The 21,344-nt window shown below is 65.0% G+C and carries 19 protein-coding genes; 14 read left to right on the plus strand and 5 right to left on the minus strand.

Features of this window, described 5'->3' with window-relative positions; translation table 11 throughout:
* The first annotated feature begins 70 nt into the window (after positions 1-70).
* From CEJ45_RS05050 to CEJ45_RS05065, 4 genes are read left to right on the plus strand one after another with little or no spacing between them, the layout of a single operon-like run.
* Entirely contained in the window at positions 71-1,591 is a 1,521-nt protein-coding gene (locus CEJ45_RS05050) for an ATP-binding cassette domain-containing protein (RefSeq protein ID WP_088754117.1), read from the plus strand.
* On the plus strand, positions 1,588-2,562 hold the full coding sequence (locus CEJ45_RS05055; protein ID WP_088754118.1) for an ABC transporter permease: 975 nt from the start codon (positions 1,588-1,590) through the stop codon (positions 2,560-2,562). The genes CEJ45_RS05050 and CEJ45_RS05055 overlap by 4 nt, the downstream gene beginning before the upstream one ends.
* A complete protein-coding gene (locus CEJ45_RS05060; RefSeq protein ID WP_088754119.1) occupies positions 2,559-3,521 on the plus strand; it encodes an ABC transporter permease in 963 nt (320 codons plus the stop codon). The genes CEJ45_RS05055 and CEJ45_RS05060 overlap by 4 nt, the downstream gene beginning before the upstream one ends.
* Positions 3,522-3,556: 35 nt before the next feature.
* Positions 3,557-4,474 (plus strand): SMP-30/gluconolactonase/LRE family protein, encoded by a 918-nt coding sequence (locus CEJ45_RS05065; protein ID WP_088754120.1) that lies wholly within the window; start codon positions 3,557-3,559, stop codon positions 4,472-4,474.
* Positions 4,475-4,498: 24 nt separating this feature from the next.
* Here CEJ45_RS05065 and CEJ45_RS05070 read toward each other — a convergent pair whose 3' ends face one another.
* Positions 4,499-5,389, minus strand: coding sequence for a DMT family transporter (locus tag CEJ45_RS05070; protein ID WP_088754121.1), 891 nt, complete (start codon positions 5,387-5,389; stop codon positions 4,499-4,501).
* A 183-nt stretch (positions 5,390-5,572) separates the two neighbouring features.
* On the opposite strand from CEJ45_RS05070, the gene CEJ45_RS05075 reads away from it, so the two are divergent.
* A complete protein-coding gene (locus CEJ45_RS05075; RefSeq protein ID WP_088754302.1) occupies positions 5,573-6,367 on the plus strand; it encodes an AraC family transcriptional regulator in 795 nt (264 codons plus the stop codon).
* Positions 6,368-6,444: 77 nt separating this feature from the next.
* Here the strand turns inward: CEJ45_RS05075 and CEJ45_RS05080 are convergent, their stop codons facing one another.
* Entirely contained in the window at positions 6,445-7,746 is a 1,302-nt protein-coding gene (locus CEJ45_RS05080) for a D-amino acid dehydrogenase (RefSeq protein WP_088754122.1), read from the minus strand.
* Between the two features lie 151 nt (positions 7,747-7,897).
* On the opposite strand from CEJ45_RS05080, the gene CEJ45_RS05085 reads away from it, so the two are divergent.
* The 3 genes from CEJ45_RS05085 (at position 7,898) to CEJ45_RS05095 (ending at position 11,286) form a co-directional block, all read left to right on the plus strand.
* Positions 7,898-8,386 carry an Lrp/AsnC ligand binding domain-containing protein gene (locus CEJ45_RS05085; RefSeq protein WP_026051927.1) on the plus strand — a complete coding sequence of 163 codons (489 nt, stop codon included), beginning with the start codon at positions 7,898-7,900 and terminating at the stop codon, positions 8,384-8,386.
* A 276-nt stretch (positions 8,387-8,662) separates the two neighbouring features.
* Positions 8,663-10,990 (plus strand): FdhF/YdeP family oxidoreductase, encoded by a 2,328-nt coding sequence (locus tag CEJ45_RS05090; RefSeq protein WP_088754123.1) that lies wholly within the window; start codon positions 8,663-8,665, stop codon positions 10,988-10,990.
* Between the two features lie 11 nt (positions 10,991-11,001).
* Positions 11,002-11,286, plus strand: coding sequence for a helix-turn-helix domain-containing protein (locus CEJ45_RS05095; protein WP_241517279.1), 285 nt, complete (start codon positions 11,002-11,004; stop codon positions 11,284-11,286).
* A 52-nt stretch (positions 11,287-11,338) separates the two neighbouring features.
* Here the strand turns inward: CEJ45_RS05095 and CEJ45_RS05100 are convergent, their stop codons facing one another.
* Complete coding sequence (locus CEJ45_RS05100) at positions 11,339-12,781, minus strand: aminotransferase-like domain-containing protein (protein WP_088754125.1); 1,443 nt, start codon at positions 12,779-12,781, stop codon at positions 11,339-11,341.
* 58 nt (positions 12,782-12,839) lie between these two features.
* On the opposite strand from CEJ45_RS05100, the gene CEJ45_RS05105 reads away from it, so the two are divergent.
* Positions 12,840-13,511, plus strand: a complete 672-nt coding sequence (locus CEJ45_RS05105; protein WP_088754126.1) for a glutathione S-transferase family protein — start codon at positions 12,840-12,842, stop codon at positions 13,509-13,511.
* Between the two features lie 20 nt (positions 13,512-13,531).
* On the opposite strand, the gene CEJ45_RS05110 is transcribed toward CEJ45_RS05105, so the two are convergent.
* Together CEJ45_RS05110 and CEJ45_RS05115 are read right to left on the minus strand one after the other, a co-directional pair.
* Positions 13,532-14,878 (minus strand): ATP-binding protein, encoded by a 1,347-nt coding sequence (locus CEJ45_RS05110; protein WP_088754127.1) that lies wholly within the window; start codon positions 14,876-14,878, stop codon positions 13,532-13,534.
* A gap of 17 nt (positions 14,879-14,895) precedes the next feature.
* Positions 14,896-15,639 carry a response regulator gene (locus tag CEJ45_RS05115; RefSeq protein WP_088754128.1) on the minus strand — a complete coding sequence of 248 codons (744 nt, stop codon included), beginning with the start codon at positions 15,637-15,639 and terminating at the stop codon, positions 14,896-14,898.
* A gap of 264 nt (positions 15,640-15,903) precedes the next feature.
* On the opposite strand from CEJ45_RS05115, the gene CEJ45_RS05120 reads away from it, so the two are divergent.
* The 5 genes from CEJ45_RS05120 (at position 15,904) to CEJ45_RS05140 (ending at position 21,273) form a co-directional block, all read left to right on the plus strand.
* Positions 15,904-18,003, plus strand: a complete 2,100-nt coding sequence (locus CEJ45_RS05120) for a TonB-dependent receptor domain-containing protein (RefSeq protein WP_088754303.1) — start codon at positions 15,904-15,906, stop codon at positions 18,001-18,003.
* On the plus strand, positions 18,003-18,998 hold the full coding sequence (locus CEJ45_RS05125; RefSeq protein WP_088754129.1) for an alpha/beta hydrolase: 996 nt from the start codon (positions 18,003-18,005) through the stop codon (positions 18,996-18,998). Before CEJ45_RS05120 ends, CEJ45_RS05125 begins: the two co-directional genes overlap by 1 nt.
* 102 nt (positions 18,999-19,100) lie before the next feature.
* Positions 19,101-19,769 carry a PepSY-associated TM helix domain-containing protein gene (locus CEJ45_RS05130; RefSeq protein ID WP_088754130.1) on the plus strand — a complete coding sequence of 223 codons (669 nt, stop codon included), beginning with the start codon at positions 19,101-19,103 and terminating at the stop codon, positions 19,767-19,769.
* Between the two features lie 74 nt (positions 19,770-19,843).
* Positions 19,844-20,389, plus strand: coding sequence for a DUF2271 domain-containing protein (locus CEJ45_RS05135; protein WP_088754131.1), 546 nt, complete (start codon positions 19,844-19,846; stop codon positions 20,387-20,389).
* A 53-nt stretch (positions 20,390-20,442) separates the two neighbouring features.
* Entirely contained in the window at positions 20,443-21,273 is an 831-nt protein-coding gene (locus tag CEJ45_RS05140) for a DUF4198 domain-containing protein (protein WP_088754132.1), read from the plus strand.
* Positions 21,274-21,344: the final 71 nt, after the last annotated feature.

Here is a 21,344-nt window from a genome sequence, read left to right on the forward strand (position 1 = left end):
GACCGCCTCGCTGAAGGCGGCGCGCGGGCCATGGGCGCATCCACTGCCTCAAGAACACAGGTGATCCAGCGTGAACGCCAGCCATCCCCCCTCGGCCGCCTTGTGCAGCCTGTCGCATATCCGCAAGTCCTTTGGTCCCGTCAAGGCGCTGCAAGATGTGAGCGTGGACATCCAGCCCGGTGAATGCTGGGGCCTGGTCGGCCACAACGGCGCCGGCAAGTCCACCCTCATGAACGTGCTGGCCGGCGTGCTGCCCGGTGACGAAGGCCAGATCATCATCGACGGTCAGGCCCGGGACAATTACACCACGCAGGCCGCCTACCGGCTGGGCGTGCGTTGCGTCTTCCAGGAATTGTCCCTGTGCCAGAACCTCAACGTGGCCGAAAACCTCTGCGTGTTCCATCCGCAGCTCAAAGGCTGGGGCTGGCGGCGTCGCGCGCGCCGGCTGGTGACGGAGAAGCTCGATGAGATCTTCCCCGGCCATGGCATCCATCCCGATCGCATCGTCGGTGAACTCAGCATCACCCAGCGCCAGATGGTGGAAATCGCCTGCGCCTTCACGGTGGTCGATGCGCCGGTGCGCCTGCTCATCCTCGATGAACCCACCTCCAGTCTCGATGCGCAAACGGCGGCGCGGCTCACGGCCTACATCCGGCGGCGTCTTGAAGACGGCATGAGCCTGGTGTTCATCTCGCACATGCTGGGCGAGATCTTTGACTGCTGCAATCGCATCGCCGTCATGCGCGATGGACAGCTGGTCTTGCAGGACCACACCGCCCATCTCACGCGTGATGCGCTGGTCCACGCCATGGGCCACGCCGACCAGAAGCAGATCGAGCGTCAGGCCGAACAGCAGGCCCAGCAGGAATCCGAGTCCGCCGACGCACAAAGCCAGCAACTGCTCGAAGTGACGCTGCCGGCCTCCTCGCCGGTGCGCGCGCTGGGCGTGCGCCGTGGCCAGGTGGTCGGATTGTCCGGGCTGGCAGGGCAGGGGCAGACCGAGATGCTGATCCGGCTCTTCGAGCAATATCGGGGCAAGATGCGCGTGGCCTTCGTGGCCGGGGATCGCGCACGGGATGGCAACTTCCCGCTGTGGAGCATCCTGCACAACCTGAGCATCCGCGAGCTGCCGCATCTGGCGCGCGGCGGCGTGGTCGATCGTGCCGCCGAAGCCGAACTGGGCCGCCAGTGGCACGAACGCGTGGCCATCCGCACGCCGGACCTGTCCAACAATATCCTCTCGCTGTCCGGTGGCAACCAGCAGAAGGTGCTGTTTGCGCGGGCCTTGTCGTCGGATGCGGAACTGATCCTGATGGACGATCCCATGCGCGGCGTGGACTTCGGCACCAAGGTCGACATGTATCGCCTCATCCGCGCAGAAGCGGCGCGCGGCCGCAGCTTCGTCTGGTACACCACCGAGAACGACGAGCTGGAATACTGCGATGCGACCTACGTCTTCTACCAGCAGCAGGTGACCCTGAAACTGGCCCGCCATGAACTCTCGGAGGAACGCATCATCGCCGCTTCCTTCGGCAACGTGCGCGCCGATGGCGGCACCGTCACATCCCCTCTCGAAGGAGCCCGCGCATGACTACGCTTGCCCGCACCACCGTGCGCGCGCGCAGCGGCCTGCTGTCGCGCCACGAGATCCAGACCCTGCTGCTGCCCATGGCCACGCTGGCCGTAGTGCTGGCACCGATCTTCTGGATCAATCCCAATACGATGAGTTATTTCGGCCTGGGCCTGCTGTTGAATCTGGCCGTGCCGATGATCCTGGCGAGCATGGCGCAGCTGTGCATCATCGCCGTCAATGACCTGGATCTGTCCATCGGTGCCTTCATCAGCCTGGTCTCCTGCATCGCCGTGACCTGGTTGCCGGAACGTCCGCTGCTGGGCGTGGCGGCGCTGGTGGCCTGCGTGCTGCTGTATGCGGCCATCGGCGCGCTGGTGGAGTTGTTCGACCTGCCTTCCATCGTGGTGACGCTGGGCCTGTCCTTCGTCTGGGGCGGCTGGGCGCTGATCCTCCTGCCCATGCCGGGCGGCGCCACGCCGCAATGGATTCAGGATGTGATGAACCTGGCCATTCCGGTCGTGCCCACGCCCATCGTCTATGCAGTCGTCATCGCGCTGTGCGGACACTGGTTCCTGATGCGTTCCTCGCTGGGCGTGCGGCTGCGCGGTGCCGGCGGCAATCCCAAGGCCATCGTGCGCAGTGGCGGTTCGGTGGTGCGCGCCAAGGCGCTGATGTATGGGCTGGCCGGCGTGCTGGGCATCCTCTCGGCGCTCACGCTGGTGGGCATCACCACTTCGGCCGATGCCAATATTGCCCAGCGCTACACGCTGATCTCGATTGCTGCCGTGATCCTGGGGGGCGGCAGTTTCATCGGCGGCAAGGTCTCGCCCATCGGCGCCACGCTGGGTGCGATCACGCTGGGGATTGCGGCCTCGTTCCTGTCTTTCCTCAACATCGCGCCGAAGTGGCAGATCGGTTTGCAGGGCGCGATCCTGATCATCGTGTTGTCGATGCGCATCCTGCTGTCGGCACGGGGAGAACGTCAATGAGCGCCGCTCGCGCAACGATGGGGGCCGCGCTGCAGCAGCGGCCCTGGGTCTGGTCCTTCATGGGAGCGGCCTTGCTGTGGCTGGCCACGCTGGTGGTAGCGGGGCCGGAGGCGGCGTTCAATATCGGGTTGTCGGCGTTTTCATTCGGGGCGCTGATGGTGCTGGTGGGGCTGGGGCAGATGCTGGTGGTGACCACCGGGCCGGGCAATATCGATCTCTCCATTCCTTCCACCATTGCGCTGGCCGGGGCGCTGGGCTTGCGCACCATGGGCGGCGAGGATGGCGGCATCCTGCTCGGGCTGCTGGTCACGCTCGGGGTGGGCATGGGTGTCGGGCTGGCTAATTACCTGCTGATCCGCCTGCTGCAGATTCCACCCATCATCGCGACCATGTCGTCGTCCTTCATCCTGCAGTCGCTGGCGATTCATGTGGGCCAGGGCCTCAAGATCACGCCGCCGCAATTGCTGGCCAGCTTTGCAACCGGATGGCTGCTGCACCTTCCGCAACTGGCCTGGCTGGTACTGGCCGTGGCGCTGGGGCTGGCCTGGATCCTGGGACGCACGTTGTTCGGCCGCTTCCTCTCGGCGGTCGGCCAGAATGCGCGCGCGGCCTGGCTGGCGGGCATCGGCGTGGAACGCATCCGTTGCCTGTGCTACGTGCTGTGCGCGGTCTTTGCGGCGCTGTGCGCCTTGCTCATCGCCGGTTTCTCGGGTGGGGCCTCGCTCGATATGGGCAATGAATACCTGTTGATGTCGGTGGCCGTGGTGGTCATCGGCGGCACCAGCGTCACCGGTGGCCGGCCCAGCGTGGCCGGGATCTGGGGCGCGGCGCTGTTCCTGTATTTCACCAATACGCTGTTGAACGTGGTGGGCCTGTCGGCGGGCGAACGCTCGGTGCTGTCGGGCCTGATCATCATCGCCGTGATCGTCTGTTCCGGCCGCCGGCGCCAGTATCGCTGAGGCGTCCGCGTCAATTACACCGATAAGGAGAACGCATGTCCTTGCCCGATACCCCCTTCCAGCATCTCGATGCGCGCTTTCGCCGCATGGTCATCGACACCGCCCAGGTCGATCGTCTCTACCATGGCTGCCGCTGGGCCGAAGGCCCGGTGTGGCTGCCGGCCACGCAGGAACTGATCTGGAGCGACATCCCCAACAACCGCCTGATGCGCTGGTCCGAGGGCGCGGGGGCGGGTGTATTTCGCCAGCCCTCCAACTTCAACAACGGCAATACGCTGGACCGCGAAGGCCGCATCGTCGGCTGCCTGCACGGTGGCCGTGCCGTGGTGCGCACCGAACACGATGGCAGCATCACTACCCTGGCCTCGCACTGGCAGGGCAAGCGCCTCAATTCGCCGAACGATGTCGTGGTCAAGTCCGATGGATCGATCTGGTTCACCGATCCGGATTACGGCATCAACAGCGATTACGAAGGCTATCAGGCCGAGAGCGAAATCGGTGCGTGCAATGTCTATCGCATCGATGGCGACAGCGGTGACATCAGCATCGTCAGCAGCGACCTCGAGCGCCCGAATGGCCTGGCCTTCTCTACCGACGAAAGCCGCCTCTACATCGCCGATACCGGTCTCACCCACCGCGCGGGCGGCCCGCATCATATCCGCGTATTCGATGTAGTGGATGGCGTCACGCTCAAGGGCGGCGAGGTCTTCGCGACCATCGATCCAGGGCTGGCCGACGGTTTCCGGCTCGATGCCCACGGCAACATCTGGACCTCGGCCGGCGATGGCGTGCATTGCTATGCGCCCGACGGCACCTTGCTGGGCAAGATCCTGATTCCGGAAGTGGTGTCCAATGTGGTCTTCGGCGGGCCGCGCGGCAATCGCCTCTTCATCACTGCCACCACCTCGTTGTACGCGGTGTATCTGGCGGTCAACGGGGCAGTGCGGCCCTGATCGGCAGCAGGCGCGCCGCCCGCATCACTGGCCCGGTGTGCGCACCGGGCGCGTCTTTGTCATGGTCACGCCCAGTCCGGCCACGATGGCCACGGCACCGATCATCATCGACACCGACAGCGTCTCGCCCAGGATCCACGCCGAGGCCAGTACGCCAAACAGCGGCGAGAGGGCATTGAGCATGAGCGCCTTCACGCCGAGGCGCGCGACCACCCAGTTGAACAAGGCCACGCTGACGATACTGACCAGCACGCCGTGATAGGCACTCTGCAGCAGCAGCGCCGACGCCGGCTTGCTGAAGGTCTGCGTGCCCAGCCACGGCAGTGCCAGCAGCATGCAGGCCAGAGACAGCACTTGCGTCAGCGCCACCGCATCCAGCGGCGCAATCTTCCAGGCCCGATTGAGCATCAGGTAACTCGACCACATCAGCGCCGAGAGCACGAACAGCAGGTCGCCCCGCCACGCCCCATCGGGCGCCAGCCCGCCACTGGCGAGGATGCCATTGAGCGCCACCAGCACCAGCCCCGCCAGCAGCAGCGCCACCCCCCACAGGGAGACGCGTTCACGCTGCCCGAGGGCGTAGCGGCCGATCGCCATGCCGAACAAGGGCGTCAAGGCCGGATGGATCAGCGCGCCGTGCGAAGCCGGTGCGTAGTTCACGCCCGCCACCAGCACCAGGCTGAACAAGGGACCCGACAGCAGGAACAGCACCAGCCCGCGCTTCCAGCCGACCCCGCAGGCGCCCCGCAGCCCGCGCCGCCAGGCGAAGGGCAGGATCAGCACGCCGCTGGTGAGAAAGCGCATCAGCGTCGCATCCAGGGGCGTCAAGCCTTGCTGGAAGCCGTAGCGCGAGATCACGGGCTGTACGCCCCAGATCAGCGCGACCAGGATGCCGGAGAGGAGGGGAGGAGGCATGGCGAACTCGATGGATGAAAACCTTGGAGGAAAACCGTACAGTAGGGCAGGCCGGGTTGACTGACTTTCGTAGTTGGGTCAAGAATGTTTGAATTTACGCCAACCTGCGCGGCGAGCTTCGCGGTGGCGGAGTTTCCATCATCGGGCAGTCATCTTCGGATGTACGCCAAGCCGGACCAGACCATGCGCAAGCCTTCTCCCTCCCGTTCCCCCCTGCCCATCGACCGGGTCGACCGCATTGCCCGCCCCGTGGTGGCAGCCGGCGCCGACTATGCGCGCGGGTCGCTGCAGGCCTGGCACAGCCATCGCCGGGCGCAGTTGCTCTTCGGATTGGGCGGCCTGATGCAGGTGGTCACGCAGGACGGCGCCTGGGTCGTGCCGCCGCAGCACGCGGTGTGGATTCCTTCCGGGCGCGAGCACCAGAGCCGCATGCTCTTGCCGGTCACCACCTGCAGCGCCTTCGTCGAGCCCGAACAGGCGCCGCGCGCCGCGCAGACCTGCCAGGTGCTGGAGGTGCATCCGCTGCTGCGCGAGCTGCTCATCGAAGCCACCCGCATCGATCCGCACTACGCCCCCCACAGCCGGGAAGAGGCGCTGATGCACTTGCTGCTCAAGGAGATCGGCCGGGCCCGCGAGATTCCCATGCATGTGCCGCTGCCGCAGGAGGCGAAGCTGGGAGCGCTGTGCCGGGATTTCATGCGGGCGCCGTCGATCCGCTCGCGTCCGGCCGAGTGGGCGGCGCAATTGCACATGAGCGAGCGCAGCTTCACCCGCAAATTCCTGGCACAGACCGGGATGGGCTTCCAGCAATGGCGGTTGCGCGCCTGTATCGTCAATGCGATTTCGCGGCTGGCGCTGGGGCATTCGGTGACGGCCATTGCCTATGACCTGGGCTATGAACAGCCGGCGACGTTTTCGACCATGTTCAAGCGGATGACGGGACACGTCCCCTCATCGCATCCGGCCGCGCGCGCATAAAAAAGGCCGGAGCAATTCACTCCGGCCAACCATTCTGCGAGGGATGCAGAAGAGACTATCGATACACGACGGGGCGATCAGGCCCCGGCCAGGCGCGGCGTCTGCACGGGGCTGCCCGAGGCCATGTAGCGCGCCACGGACAGGTCTTCATGGGCGATGGCAGGGCGGCGGCCCGAGATCAGGTCGGCCAGCAGCTGGCCCGAACCGCAGGACATGGTCCAGCCCAGCGTGCCGTGGCCGGTGTTGATGTACAGGTTCGGGACCGGGGTGGCACCGACCACGGGCGTGCCATCCGGGGTCATCGGGCGCAGGCCGGTCCAGAAGCTGGCTTGCTTGGTGTCGCCCGCGCCGGGGAACAGGTCATTGACCACCAGTTCCAGCGTGGCGCGGCGCTTGGCCTTGAGGGCCGTGTCATAGCCGACGATCTCGGCCATGCCGCCCACGCGGATGCGGTCGTCGAAACGGGTCACGGCGATCTTGTAGGTCTCGTCGAGGATGGTCGAGACCGGAGCGGCCGATGCATCGGTGATCGGCACGGTGATCGAGTAACCCTTGAGCGGATACACCGGGATGCCCGGCAGGCCCGGCACTTCGCGCAGCAATTGCGGCGAGTAGGAACCCAGGGCGACCACATAGCTGTCGGCTTGCACCAGCTCCTTGCCGCAGACCACGCCGGCAATCTTGCCGCCGGCCATGGTGAGGGCGTCGATCGAGACTCCATAGCGGAATTTCACGCCCAGTTGTTCGGCCATCTTGGCCAGGCGGGTGGTGAAGAGCTGGCAGTCGCCGGTTTCGTCATTGGGCAGGCGCAGGCCGCCGGTGAGCTTGCCGCGTACCTTTTCCAGGGCCGGTTCGGCACCGCCCAGTTGTTCCGGGGTCAGCAGTTCGAAGGGGACACCGGCTTCCTGCAGCACGGCGATGTCCTTGGCGGCGCCGTCGAGCTGTTCTTGCGAGCGGAACAGTTGCAGCGTGCCTTGCTGGCGGCCTTCATAGGGGATGCCGACGTCGGCACGCAGGTCGCGCAGGCAGTCGCGGCTGTATTCAGCCAGGCGCACCATGCGCTCCTTGTTGACGGCGTAGCGCTCGGCGTTGCAGTTGCGCAGCATCTGCCACATCCAGCGCAGCTGGTTCAAGGTGCCGTCCGGGCGGATGGCCAGCGGGGCGTGTTCCTGGAACATCCACTTGATGGCCTTCAGGGGAATGCCGGGAGCCGCCCAGGGCGACGCGTAGCCAGGAGAGATCTGGCCGGCATTGCCGAACGAGGTCTCCAGCGCGGGGCCGGGCTGGCGGTCCAGCACGGTCACATCGTGACCGGCCCTGGCCAGATACCAGGCGCTGGTGACCCCGATGACACCGCTTCCAAGAATGACGACGCGCATGCTGAACTCCCCGTTTCGTTGATGCCGCTGCAAAAGGCTGTTGGATTAGAAGATTCAGCTATCATATGGGTGAATAAATAGTGTTTGTTCGCGTATTTATTACTGATTTCATGAACGGTTCATGAAAATCGCGCTGAAACGGGAAAATTTCATGAGAACCCAGCAACAGTCCATCCGCACCCTCGACAAGCTCGATCACCGCATCCTGGCGGTGCTGCAAAAGGACGGCCGCATCTCCATGAAGGAGCTGGGCGAACAGGTCGGCCTGTCGGTCACGCCCTGCATCGAACGGGTCAGGCGCATGGAGCGCGATGGCGTCATCAGCGGCTATTACGCGCGCGTCAATCCCGAGTCATTGGGGGCGACCTTGCTGGTCTTCGTGGAGATCACGCTCAATCACAAGTCCGGCAACATGTTCGAGCAGTTCCGTCGCGAGGTGCTGCGCATTCCTGAAGTGCAGGAATGCCACCTGGTCTCGGGCGACTTCGACTACCTCATCAAGGCGCGCATCCGCGGCATGGCGGAATACCGCAAGCTGCTGGGCGACATCCTGCTGCAGCTGCCGGGAGCGGCGCAGTCCAAGAGCTATGTGGTGATGGAAGAGATCAAGGAAACGCTGGCATTGCCGCTGGATGACTGAGCGCGACTGAGCAGGACTGAGTGCGCGGGGCAAGCACGGGGCTGGAAGGAACCTGGACAGATTGGCATACGGATAACAGTACAGCGACCGGACAGTTACGGTACACAAAAGCGGACACCCGCGATTTCAGCTAATGTACAGATCGTCGGGAAGTCTTTGCGCATGCGGCTTGCAAGGCACTGTGCTTGAATCCGCCGGCGCTTCCTGTGCATTCCGGTCGGGGCCGGGGTGACCTAGACTTCACCTACACTGGACTCCACTCCGACCCGAGACATCATGCCTTCCAAACCAAGAATCGAGCAATACAATCAACCCGCAGGCGGCTGGGGCGCACTGAAATACGTGGCGCTGAACCTGGTCAAGGAACACGTGGCCGACGGCAAGGGTTTGCGTACCCTGTTGTCGCAGAACCAGCCTGACGGCTTTGATTGCCCCGGTTGCGCATGGCCGGACCGCGAACACACTTCCACCTTCGAATTCTGCGAAAACGGCGTCAAGGCGGTGGCCGCCGAAGCCACCAAGAAGCGCGTCACCCCCGAGTTCTTCGAGAAGCACACCGTCACCGAGCTGATGCAGCAATCGGATTACGAGCTGGAAGAACACGGCCGCCTGACCCATCCCATGGTGTATGACGCCGCCACCGACAAGTACAGGAAGATCGACTGGTCGGCCGCCTTCGAGCTGATGGCCAAGCACCTCAATGCCTTGCCCGATCCGGACATGGCGGACTTCTATGTGTCCGGCCGCGCCAGCAACGAAGCGGCTTTCCTGTTCCAGCTGTTCGTGCGCCAGTACGGCACCAACAATTTCCCCGACTGCTCCAACATGTGCCACGAGCCCACCAGCGTGGGCCTGCCGGGCACGGTGGGCATCGGCAAGGGCACGGTGCTGCTGGAAGACTTCGATCATTGCGACACGCTGCTGCTGTTCGGCCAGAACCCGGCCACCAACCACCCGCGCATGATGGGCGAGCTGCGCCACGCCTCCAAGCGCGGCGCCACCATCGTGGCCATCAACCCCTTGAAGGAACGCGGCCTGGAACGCTTTGCCGATCCGCAGAGCAAGGTCGAGATGCTGACCATGGGCAGCACCCGCATCAGTTCCATGTTCATCCACCCCACGCTGGGCGGTGACCTGGCCCTGATCAAGGGCGTCATCAAGCGCACCATCGAACTGGATGACGCGGCCAAGGCGGCCGGTGCCGAGCGCGTGATCGACGTCAAGTTCATCGAGGAGCATACCGCCGGCTTCGAGGAATTCGCCGCCCAGGCGCGTGCCGAAAGCTGGGACGACATCGTGGCCGAGTCCGGCGTCTCCCGCGAGGACATCGAGAAACTGGCCCAAGTCTACGTCAAGGGCAAAGCGGTGATCGCCACCTGGGGCATGGGCCTGACCCAGCACAAGTACGCGGTGGCCACCATCCAGCTGCTGTCGAACATGATGATGCTGCGCGGGAACATCGGCCGCCAGGGCGCGGGCCTGTGCCCGGTGCGCGGCCACTCCAACGTGCAGGGCGACCGTACGGTGGGCATCGACGAGAAGCCGACCCCGGCTTTCCTGGATCGCCTGGAACAGGTGTTCGGTTTCAAGGCCCCGCGCCATCACGGCAATGACACGGTCGGTTCGGTCATGGCCATGCTGGAAGGCCGCACCAAGGTCTTCATCGGCCTGGGCGGCAACTTCGCCATGGCCACGCCCGATACGCCGCGCACCTTCGAGGCCATGCGTTCGTGCAACCTGACGGTGCACATCACCACCAAGCTCAACCGCAGCCACCTGGTGCATGGCAAGGATGCGCTGATCCTGCCGACCATGGGCCGCACCGAGATCGACGTGCAGAAGTCCGGTCCTCAGGGCGTGACGGTGGAAGATTCGATGAGCATGGTCCACGTCTCCTACGGCATCAACAAGCCGGCGTCGGAACACCTGATGTCGGAAACGGCCATCGTGGCGCACCTGGCCGAGGCCACCATGAAGTCGCGCAACAATGGTCCCAAGATCGACTGGCTGTGGTACGCCGAAGATTATTCGCGCATCCGCGACGCCATCGAGAAGGTGTATGACGCCTTCAAGGGCTACAACGAGCGCATCGCCAATCCGGGCGGCTTCCACCTGGGCGTAGCCTCGCGCGATCGCGTCTGGAAGACCGGCAGCGGCAAGGCCAACTTCATCGTCCATGAGATCCCCAAGGACACGCCCATTCATCGCGCCCGCGCGATCCATGGCGAGAAGCTGCTGACCTTGATGACCACCCGTTCGCACGACCAGTACAACACCACCATCTATGGCATGGACGACCGTTATCGCGGCGTGTTCGGCCAGCGCCGCGTGGTCTTCATCAACCCGGCAGACCTGCAGATGCTGGGTTTGAAGGATGGTGAATGGGTCGACATCACCAGCGTCTGGGATGACGGCGTGGAGCGCCGGGCCGATGGTTTCCTGCTGGTGGAATATGACATTCCGCGCGGTTGTATCGGCAGTTACTATCCCGAGACCAATCCGCTGGTGCCGCTGGAAAGCTTTGCCGACAAGGCGCGCACGCCTACTTCCAAGTCCATCCCGGTGCTGTTGTCGCGTTCGGCGGTGCAGCGTTCGGCAGCTTGATGGAGGCCGGCATGAGTGTGGCCGACATGCCCGCCCAGGAGGACACCGACCTGCAGGCCCGCGCGCAGCAGATGGGCGTGCCGCCCGAAGTGCTGCTGATCGTGGAAACCCTGCAGGCCGATGCCGAAGAGAAGGAGGGCGGGGCGCTGTCGCTGGCGCGCTTGTCCAAGCGCACGCAATTGCGCATGAGTACCTTGCGGCGTTTCCTGTCGGCCCTGGAAGAAGCCGGGGTGGTGAAGGTCGAGATGAATGAGGATGGGACCGGCAGCGCGCGCTTGCTGGTGTCGCCTCAGTAAAAGCAGTACGCGGCGCGCCCGACGGTGCGCGCCGCAGCGTCGCCCTGCAATTTCACGCCGCCAGTTCTTCCACCAGTTTTCCTACCAGTTTCAAGGCCTGTTCGGTTTCCTTGGACCAGGCATAGCTGTAGTTCAGCCGAATGAAATGACTGTACCGGTTGGTCGCCGCAAAGATGCGCCCCGGAGCCACCGTGATCCCCAGCGCCAGGCTGCGGCGATACAGTTCCATTGCATCCACCCCCTGGGGCAACTCCACCCACAGCACATATCCGCCTTGCGGCTCGGACACCTGCGTGCCCGCCGGGAAGAAGCGCAGCACGAAGTGCCGCATCATGTCGCGCTGCTGCGCGAAGGCACGGCGCACGCGCCGCAGGTGGCGTTCGTAGCCGCCTTGCGTGAGGTATTCCGCGATGGCGCGTTGGGGCGCGGTGGGCGTGGCCAGCGTATTGAGGAACTTGAGTTTTTCCACCTGCGCCCGATAGCGCCCCGGCATGGCCCAGCCGATGCGGTAGGCCGAGGTCAGGCTCTTGGAAAACGAGGAACAGTGCAGCACCAGTCCCTGGCGGTCATAGTTCTTCAGCGACGAGGGATGGGCATTGCCGTAATACAGTTCGCTGTAGACGGCGTTTTCGATCAATGGCATCTGGTGCTGTTCGGCCAGGCGTACCAGTCTTTCCTTTTCGCTGTCCGGCATCTGGAAACCCAGCGGATTCTGGAAGTTCGGCATCACCATGCAGGCCGCCACCGGCTGCGTCTTCATCCGCTCTTCCAGCACGCCGACATCGAGGCCGCGCTGCGGATCGGTCGGGATCTCCAGTGCCCGCATGCCCAGGCGCTCGATGGCGTGCAGCATGGCGTAGAAGGTCGGGGTCTCCACCGCGATGGTGTCGCCGGGACGGGCCACGGCTTGCAGGCAGAGATTGATGGCTTCGGTGGCACCGACGGTGACGACGATTTCTTCGGGATCGACCTTGAGGCCGTTTTCCAGATAGCGGCGCGCGATCTGGCGCAGCAGGTCCGGGTGGCCCGGGGGCAGGTCGTCGAACACGCTGGACTGGCTGGCGTGGCGCGCGATGCGGCCGGCATATTGCGCCAGCCGGTGCGAAGGAAACAGCGCCGGATTGGGATAGGGTGAGCCCAGCGGCACGGTGCCGTCCTGCTGGATGGTCTTGAGGGTCGCCAGCACCAGGCGGCTGACGTCGACCTCGGTGGATTCCTGCCAGGCCGGGTGATCGGCCTGGGAGGGCGTCTTGAGCACGGGAGGGGGCGGGGCCTCGGCCTGTTCGCGCACGAAGTAGCCGGACTGCGGCTGGCTCTCGATGATGCCCCGGCTTTCCAGCAGTTCGTAGGCGCGCACCACGGTAGTGACGCTGACCTTGTGCTGCTGGCTGGCGATGCGCACCGAGGCGATGCGCTCGCCCGGGCGCAAGACGCCCTCGCGGATGGAGGCCGCGAGCTGGTCGGCAAATTGTTTGTAAAGAGGCGTGACGGCCATGGGGCGGGTTTCTTGATGGTGTTAGAGTTGTCGCTTCGCATTTTACAAGGACCGCGCCATGATCACCGTGCATCACCTGAACAACTCCCGCTCCCAGCGCGTGCTGTGGCTGCTGGAAGAGCTGGGCCTGGACTACGAGATCAAGTTCTACCAGCGCGACCCCAAGACCATGCTGGCCCCGCCGGAGCTGCTGAAGGTGCATCCGCTGGGCAAGTCGCCCGTCATCACCGATGGCGAGCTGACGGTGGCCGAGTCGGGCAACATCGTCGAATACCTGCTCGAACGCTACGGCGCCGACAGCGGCCTCCTGCCCGCGCCAGGCACGCCCGAGCGCCTGCGTTACCGCTACTGGCTGCACTTCGCCGAGGGCTCGGCCATGCCCTGGCTGCTGCTGGGGTTGATCTTCAGCAAGATGCCCAAGGCCGTGCCGGCCCTGATCCGCCCGATCGCCCGGATGCTGGGCGAGGGCATGCGCAGCCGCGTGGTGGCACCGCAGGTCGAGCGGCAGATGCGCTACATGGAGGCCGAACTGGAGAAGGACGGCTGGTTCGCCGGCAAGAGCATCACCGGGGCCGACATCCAGATGAGTTTCCCGGTGGAGGGCATGCGCGCGCGTGGCGGACTCGACGGGCGCTATCCCAACCTGCTCAAGTTCCTCGAAGCCATCCATGCGCGCCCGGCCTACCAGCGTGCGCTGGAGAAGGGCGGGCCTTACGAGCTGCTGCGCTGAGGCCTGTGCATCGCCCCGGTTCAGGCCGGCAGGCTGATGCAGGCTTGCAGGCCATGGTCGCCCGGCTGGCGGCGGTTGCGCAGTTCCAGCCGGCCACCATGGGCCTCGATGCAGGACCGGGCGATCGCCAGGCCCAGGCCGAAGTTGCTGCCGGAGCGTGCCGGATCGAGGCGTACGAAGGGTTTGAAGACTTCCTGCAAGTGTTCCTCCGCAATGCCGGGGCCGTCATCATCGACGAGGATGGACAGGCTGCCGTCTTGCTCCATGCTCAATGACAATCTCGCCCGCTGGCCGTGGCGTACGGCGTTGTCCACCAGGTTCGACAGCGCCCGCTTGAGATGCACAGGCCGGCAGCGATAGGGCAGGGGGCCGGCGTGCCGCGCCACGGTTTGGTGCCTTGCGTTGTCCTGTACTATCTTCCGCGCATTTTTCTGCACAGTTATCTGTACATCATGGCCTTGCTCGGCGTGCTCCTGCGCAAGTTCCTGCAGCAAATCGGCCAGGTCGATTTCCCGCGTGACTTCGGTATGTGCATCATCCCGTGCGAAGCGCACGGTCTCTTCCACCATCACCCGCATCTCGTCGAGGGTACGGATCATCGCCTTGCGCAGGGCAGTGTCGTCGACCAGTTCCGCACGCAGGCGCAATGAGGTGATCGGCGTACGCAGGTCATGGCTGATGGCCGCCAGCATGCGGGTGCGGTCCTCGACAAAACGGCGCAGACGTTGCTGCATCAGGTTGAAGGCCGCGGTGACCTCGCGCGCTTCTTGCGGGCCGGTCAGCGGCAGTGGCGCCACCTCCTCGCCGCGGCTCACCCGTTCTGCCGCCTGGGCCAGTGCGTTGACCGGACGCAGGATGCGGCGCAGGAACAAGGCCACGATCAGCAACACCGGCAGGGTACTTACGGGGACTGAAAATCGCAGTGGCCGGACCCAGCCCTGCGTGATCAAGGGCTGCTGCTGCGTGTTGACCCACAGGCCCGCTGGCGTACGCAGCGCGATGCGCAGGAAGGCCGGGCCGTCGTCGGCTTCGCGCAGGCTGATGCGCAGCGCCTCTGGCGGCAGGCCCAGTTGCGCCTGCAGCCGCTGGCGCAGCAGGTCCTGGTCGCCGCCCTCTTCATGGGCGGCATCGATCTGCGGATCCGGATCGAGTCGGTAGCGCGAGTCGCCGTCGCTGGCACGTGCCAGTGCCTCCTGCGCTTGCGCCGCCGGCAACTGAGCCAGGCGCCAGGCCACGGCGGCGTGCTCGGCCATCTGGTCGCGCGAGATGACGTGGATGCGCGTGCCATTCGGTTGCACCAGCACCAGCCCGATCAGGTGTGCCGTCACCAGGCCCAGCAGCAGCAGGGCCAGCAACTGTGCGGTCATGCTGCGCGGCCAGGCCCTCATGGCGTGGCCGGGTCGGCACTCACGCGCGCGGCCAGCAGGTAGCCATTGCCCCAGACCGTCTTGAGCAGACCGGGCTTGCGCGGATCGGGTTCGAGTTTCTTGCGCAGACGGCTGACCTGGCTGTCGATGCTGCGGTCAAAGGCCAGTGCGTCGCTGCCGGCGGTCAGGTCCAGCAGGCGGTCACGCGACAGGACCGTGTTGGGATGCTCCACCAGCGCCCGCAGCAGGCGATATTCCACGCTGGAGAGGGTCACGAGGGTGCCGTCGCGGTCGCGCAGTTCGCGCCGTTGCACATCGAGTGTCCAGGTGTCGAAGACATAGCGCTGCACGGTGCCCGCACCGGCCGTTTTGGCCGGGACCTGCAACGGTCGTGCCACCCGGCGCAATACGCTGCGGATGCGGGCCAGCAACTCATGGGGATCGAAGGGTTTCACTACGTAATCGTCAGCACCGGTCTCCAGGCCGCGGATGCGGTCGCTGCTGGCCGCCAGCGCAGTGAGCAGGATCACCGGCGTGCCATGCTGCTGGCTGATGCTCTGGCACAGCGACAGACCGTCCTCGCCCGGCATCATCACATCCAGCACCACCAGGTCGAATGCCTGCGCCTGCAGCAACGCCCGTGCCTGCGCGGCATTGGCTGCCAGGCTGACCTGCATGTCCTGTCGGCGCAGGTAAGCCGCCAGCGGCTCGCTGATGTCCGCATGATCGTCCACCACCAGGACGTGACGTTGCGCGTGCATGTTCTTGTTCCTTCCCCTTGATGACGGCGGTGCGCGCAATGCGCCCGGATGAGGCGCACGCACCGTGCGACTTGCCACAATTTGACAAACTTTTGTCAATTTTAAATGAATATAATTCTCATTCGCAAATCACTCGCCATGGTCCGGGCCGTGCCGGTCCCGTTCGCCTTCCCATGCATCCGCGTCGATGCGGGCTGCCGTTGCCGCCTGCAGGGCGGCCTTGCGCCCGGACCCTGGCTCGTCATCACCACAGGGGAATTCATCATGCATCATCCGCATCATCACCTTCCTGCGCCTGGCGCGCTGTCCGTTACGCGCGTGGCGCAGGCGGTCGCGGCGGCGCTGGCCTTGTATGTCGCTGGTTCCGGCCTGGCCGTGGCCCAGGATGCAGGGGCCGGTCTGAAGGAAGTGGTGGTCACCGCCACCGGCTTCGAACAGGAGGTGGTGGACGCGCCGGCCAGCATTACCGTCATCAGCCAGGAGGAGCTCAAGAAGCGTCCTTTCCGCGATCTCACCGATGCCCTTCGTGATGTCGAGGGCGTCACCATTACCGGTACCGCCAGCGAGAAGGACATCTTCATTCGCGGCCTGCCCGGTGCCTACACGCTCATCCTGGTGGATGGCAAGCGCCAGAGCACGCGCGATGCACGGACCAATGGCAATTCCGGCTTCGAGCAGTCCTACATTCCGCCGCTGGAGGCCATCGAGCGCATCGAGGTGGTACGCGGACCGATGTCTTCACTCTATGGTTCCGATGCCATGGGCGGCGTCATCAACATCATCACCAAGAAAGTGGCGCGGCAGTGGGGCGGCTCGGTGAGCGTCGACACCACGCTGCAGCAGCATGGCGACTCGGGTGACGCCTATCAGGGCCAGTTCTACGTCAACGGCCCGATCGCCAGCGAAGTATTGGGCCTGCAACTGTGGGGCAAGGTCTACAAGCGCCAGGAAGACCGCATCCTCAACGGCAATACCAAGGCGCTCGATACCGATTTCACCGCGCGCCTGGCGCTCACGCCCAACAAGAATCACGACATCCTGGCCGAGATCGGCACATCCCAGGTGCGTCGCGACGCCTCCAGCTATCACACGTTGGCCGCGACCCGTAGTACCGCCGACAGCTATACGGAAAACCCGCGCGATCACATGGCACTGTCTCATACGGGCCGCTACGGCTGGGCTACGTCGGATGTCTCGATCGCCTACGAGAAGGCGCAACGCAAAACTTATACCGAGAGTCCCGTCGGCAGCGATCGCTACACCCAGGCCACGCGCGCGCCAAAGATCGAGAATCTGGTGCTGGACGGCAAGCTGTCCATGCCCCTGGGCGCGCACTGGATGGTGCTGGGCGGGCAGTGGAACGAGGCTACGCTCACCGACGTCAACCCGGGCGTGAGCAGCACGCGCGTGCAGGAATTCCGCATTGCCCAGAAGGCGCTGTTCGTGGAGGATGAGTGGAAGCTCACCGAGCGCCTGGCCCTGACCGGCGGCCTGCGCCTGGACAACCACGAGGTCTACGGCAACCACTGGAGCCCGCGCCTCTACGCGGTGTGGCATGGCAGCGAGCAGCTGACCATCAAGGGCGGGGTCTCGCGCGGCTTCAAGGCACCGGACATTCGTACCATCGCGCCGGGCTACGCCTACACGACCGGTGGTGCGGGCTGCACCGTCGGTCCCACCGGCACCTGCGGCGTCATCATCGGCGACCCCGACCTCAAGCCGGAAACCAGCACCAGCTGGGAGCTGGGCGCCCTGTGGGACAACCACACCGGCCTCTCCGGCGGTGCCACGCTGTTCTACACCGACTTCAAGGACAAGGTCAGCAATGCCCTGGTCTACAACGCCGATGGCTCCATCGCCCGCTGGTCGGCCAACAACAATTACCGTCTCTGGTATAGCTACAACGTGGATCGCGCCACCATCAAGGGCGTGGAACTGAGCGGCCGCTGGCAGGCCACGCGCAGCCTGGCTTTCAAGACGAATTACACCTTCACCGATTCGCGCCAGAAGGGCGGCAGCTACGATGGCTATGCGCTGGCCCGCACGCCGCGCCACATGTTCAACCTGCGCGCGGACTGGAACCCGGCTGATGCCTGGACGGTGTGGACCGCGCTGAACTACCACGGCAAGGAAGTCAACGCCGCCGCGCGCGTGGGTACGGCCGGGACCACCATCTCGTCCTCGGGCGTGAAGGAGTACAAGGCCTATACGCTGGCCGATCTCGGCGTGACGCATGCGGTCAACCAGCGCACATCGGTGAGCGCGGCCATCTACAACCTGACCGACAAGCGACTGGACGAGCAGAGCTTCAACACTGTCGGCGACGGCCGCCGCCTGTGGGTCAGCCTGACCCAGCGCTTCTGATGGAGCCGCTGCTGCCGGGCCGCCGGCGTATCCTTGGCGCGGCGATGCTTGCCTGCCTGCCCGCCTGGGCCGAGGCCCAGCCGGATCTGTCGCATCCGCTGGGTCCCACCATCGCTGACACGGGCTCGGCCTGGTACCGCTTCAGTCGCTTCACGCTGGGTTCCGTGGATGGTCAGCGCAGCTACCGCATCACGGTGGGGGTGCCGCTGCGTCCGCCACCGCCGCAGGGCTATCCGGCCATCGTGCTGCTCGATGGCAACGCGGCGCTGGCGGCCATCGACGAGCCGCAATTGCAGGCGTTGCAGGATGGCTCGCCGCCGGTCATCGTGGCCGTCGGCTACGACACGGCGCTGCGCTTCGACGTGGCTGCCCGCGCGTATGACTACACGCCGCCCATCCCTGCCGGTCAGTTCGACGAGGAAACCTCGCGCGGACGACGTGGCGGCGGCGCGACGGTGTTCCTGGATCTGCTGCAGGATCGCATCCTGCCTCAAGTGCGCCAGCAGGTGGCACTGGATGCCACGCAGCTGAGCCTGTGGGGCCACTCCTATGGCGGCCTGTTCGTGCTGCACGCCTTGTTCACCCGGCCGGGCCTGTTCAGCCGTTATATCGCGGCCAGTCCCTCGCTGTGGTGGCAGGGTGGTGTGATCCTGCAGGAAGAGCAGGCTTTTCCGGGAGCGCCCGGTGCCCGGCTGTGGTTGATGGCGGGGGAGGCGGAACGGCGCGAGCGCATGCCCACGGAGGCTGACGATCCACGAGCCCGCGCCATGCTGGCCGCGCGCGCAGCCATGCCGCCGCAGGCTTTGCCGGAACTGGCCGGCCGGCTGCGCGACCGGCACGGTCTAGAGGTGCAGTGGCAAAGTTTTCCGGGATTGGCCCACGGTCCCATGCTGCCGGCCTCCCTGGCACCGGCGCTGCGTATCGCGGCGGGGCTGGCTTCTTGGCGGGCTTTGTATCCGCATGTATCGCAAAGTAAAAGTACGCCGGGCGGCTAGCGAGGTATGGACGAGTCCAGATATAATTGAGAATTATTATTATTTGGTGCGAGATCCGAGGGGCCTCGCCCTGTTCCTCCTTCCCGATTCCGCTGCCGTCTCATGAAGCCCGCTGCCGCCCATCCCCTGCCTGCCGTTGCCGACCAGAAACGCCGTGCCTTCTGGCTCAAGCACCTGCATCAATGGCATTGGATCAGCTCCGGCATCTGCCTGGTGGCCATGCTGGTGTTCGCGGCCACGGGGCTCACGCTGAACCACGCCGCCCAGATTGAAGCCAAGCCGCAGGTTACCCATCGCAAGGCCCTGCTACCCGAATCGCTGCTGGCCCCGCTGCGCCAACAGGCGGAAGCGGCCGATGCCAAGGGCGGCAGCAAGGCCGCGTTGCCGCCTGCCGTGCGCGACTGGGTCGGCCGTGAACTGGCGGTGACGGTGGACCAGCAGAGTGCCGAATGGTCGGCCGATGAAGTCTACGTGGCCCTGCCGCGCCCGGGCGGGGACGCCTGGCTGCGCGTGGCGCTGGAGGATGGCCAGGTCGAATACGAGAAGACCGACCGCGGCTGGATTTCCTATTTCAATGACCTGCACAAGGGCCGCAATACGGGGACGGCCTGGAGCTGGTTCATCGATGTGTTTGCGGTGGCTTGCCTGGTGTTCTGCATCACCGGCCTGTTCCTGCTGCAGATGCATGCCGGCAAGCGCCCGGCCACCTGGCCGCTGGTGGCGCTGGGGCTGGTAGCGCCCTTGCTGCTGGCGCTGGTCTTCATTCACTGAATTCGTCGTTTCCCTTAGCCAGACAGGCCCTTGCGGCTTGCAGCCAGTCATTCTGTTTTCTTTAGCGAGGTCCCATGAAGCGTAGCAAGTCCGCCCTGTTGAAACCGACTGCCCTGGCCCTGGCCATGGCGGCGCTGTTTGCCACTGCCGCCCCGGCGGGTGCAGCGGAGATGAACGTCAACATCGAAATCCCGACCCTGAACGTGGCCGAATATCACCGTCCGTATCTGGCCGCCTGGATCGAACGCGCCGACCAGAGCGTGGCCGCCAACCTGGCGGTGTGGTACGACGTGAAGAAAAAAGACAAGGAAGGCGAGAAGTGGTTGAAGGACATGCGCCAGTGGTGGCGCCGCAGCGGACGTGAGCAGCAGATGCCCATCGATGGCGTCAGCGGTGCAACCCGTGCACCGGGTGTACAGAAACTCAATTTCGGCTCCGGCAAGGGCCCCATCGCCAACCTGGCGCCCGGCGACTATCTGCTGATGGTGGAAGCCGCACGTGAAGTCGGCGGCCGCGAGCTGGTCAAGGTGCCGTTCCAGTGGCCGCCGAAGTCGGCCCAGAGCGCCAAGGCCCAAGGCACCAGCGAGCTGGGTGCCGTGGCGCTGGAACTGAAGCCCTGATGGCCTGCCATCTCTGACTCCCCAACAAGATCAACCAGAACAAGGAACCTGCCATGTCGTTTTCCCTCAAGCACTTCGCCGGCCGCTCCATGAAGATCGCCGCTTTGGCCCTGGCCATCAGCCTGCCGCTGTCGGCCCACGCGCATCGCCAGTGGCTGCTGCCCTCGGCGACCGTCCTCTCGGGCAATGAAGCCTGGGTCACGGTGGATGCCGCCGTCTCCAATGACCTGTTCTACTTCGAGCACTTCCCGCTGCGCCTGGATGGCCTGGTCGTGACCGGTCCCGATGGCAAGCCGGTGCAAGCCGTCAATGCCGCCACCGGCAAGTACCGCAGCACCTTTGACGTGCAGCTGAGCCAGCCCGGCACCTACAAGATCGCCGTGGTCAACAACGGCGTCTTCGCCAGCTACAAGGTGGATGGCCAGCAGAAACGCTGGCGCGGCACCGCCGAGACCCTGGCCAAGGAAATCCCGGCCAATGCCACCGAACTGAAAGTGACCCAGATGAACAGCCGGGTGGAAACCTTCGTCACTGCCGGCAAGCCGAGCAAGGCTGCGCTGGCCCCGACCGGCGTGGGCCTGGAGCTGCAACCGGTAACCCATCCCACCGACCTGGTGGCGGGCGACACCGCGACCTTCCAGCTGCTGCTCGATGGCAAGCCGGCCTCGGATGTGGAAGTGGAACTGGTGCCCGGCGGCATCCGCTATCGCGACAAGCTGCAAGACAGCAAGGTCAAGACCGATGCGGAGGGCAAATTCAGCGTGAAGTGGACCGGCCCGGGCATGTACTGGATGGAAGCCAGCGTCTCCGACCAGAAGACCTCGCTGCCGCAGGCCACCCAGCGTCGCGCGACCTACATCGCCACCATCGAAGTGCTGCCCTGATCGCTTGATTGCCTTTGATTGCATTTGATTGACCCCGATGGCGCCTGTATTGCAGGCGCCGTTTTCATTGC

It is taken from the genome of Herbaspirillum aquaticum, from assembly GCF_002213425.1.
GTDB lineage: Bacteria > Pseudomonadota > Gammaproteobacteria > Burkholderiales > Burkholderiaceae_D > Herbaspirillum > Herbaspirillum aquaticum.

Bases quoted from the DNA above. Each gene is read 5' to 3' on its own strand.
- CEJ45_RS05055 (WP_088754118.1), top strand. From the start codon at position 1,588: ATGACTACGCTTGCCCGCACCACCGTGCGCGCGCGCAGCGGCCTGCTG.
- CEJ45_RS05060 (WP_088754119.1), top strand. From the start codon at position 2,559: ATGAGCGCCGCTCGCGCAACGATGGGGGCCGCGCTGCAGCAGCGGCCC.
- CEJ45_RS05065 (WP_088754120.1), top strand. From the start codon at position 3,557: ATGTCCTTGCCCGATACCCCCTTCCAGCATCTCGATGCGCGCTTTCGC.
- CEJ45_RS05070 (WP_088754121.1), bottom strand. From the start codon at position 5,389: ATGCCTCCTCCCCTCCTCTCCGGCATCCTGGTCGCGCTGATCTGGGGC.
- CEJ45_RS05075 (WP_088754302.1), top strand. From the start codon at position 5,573: ATGCGCAAGCCTTCTCCCTCCCGTTCCCCCCTGCCCATCGACCGGGTC.
- CEJ45_RS05080 (WP_088754122.1), bottom strand. From the start codon at position 7,746: ATGCGCGTCGTCATTCTTGGAAGCGGTGTCATCGGGGTCACCAGCGCC.
- CEJ45_RS05085 (WP_026051927.1), top strand. From the start codon at position 7,898: ATGAGAACCCAGCAACAGTCCATCCGCACCCTCGACAAGCTCGATCAC.
- CEJ45_RS05090 (WP_088754123.1), top strand. From the start codon at position 8,663: ATGCCTTCCAAACCAAGAATCGAGCAATACAATCAACCCGCAGGCGGC.
- CEJ45_RS05095 (WP_241517279.1), top strand. From the start codon at position 11,002: ATGAGTGTGGCCGACATGCCCGCCCAGGAGGACACCGACCTGCAGGCC.
- CEJ45_RS05100 (WP_088754125.1), bottom strand. From the start codon at position 12,781: ATGGCCGTCACGCCTCTTTACAAACAATTTGCCGACCAGCTCGCGGCC.
- CEJ45_RS05105 (WP_088754126.1), top strand. From the start codon at position 12,840: ATGATCACCGTGCATCACCTGAACAACTCCCGCTCCCAGCGCGTGCTG.
- CEJ45_RS05110 (WP_088754127.1), bottom strand. From the start codon at position 14,878: ATGACCGCACAGTTGCTGGCCCTGCTGCTGCTGGGCCTGGTGACGGCA.
- CEJ45_RS05115 (WP_088754128.1), bottom strand. From the start codon at position 15,639: ATGCACGCGCAACGTCACGTCCTGGTGGTGGACGATCATGCGGACATC.
- CEJ45_RS05120 (WP_088754303.1), top strand. From the start codon at position 15,904: ATGCATCATCCGCATCATCACCTTCCTGCGCCTGGCGCGCTGTCCGTT.
- CEJ45_RS05125 (WP_088754129.1), top strand. From the start codon at position 18,003: ATGGAGCCGCTGCTGCCGGGCCGCCGGCGTATCCTTGGCGCGGCGATG.
- CEJ45_RS05130 (WP_088754130.1), top strand. From the start codon at position 19,101: ATGAAGCCCGCTGCCGCCCATCCCCTGCCTGCCGTTGCCGACCAGAAA.
- CEJ45_RS05135 (WP_088754131.1), top strand. From the start codon at position 19,844: ATGAAGCGTAGCAAGTCCGCCCTGTTGAAACCGACTGCCCTGGCCCTG.
- CEJ45_RS05140 (WP_088754132.1), top strand. From the start codon at position 20,443: ATGTCGTTTTCCCTCAAGCACTTCGCCGGCCGCTCCATGAAGATCGCC.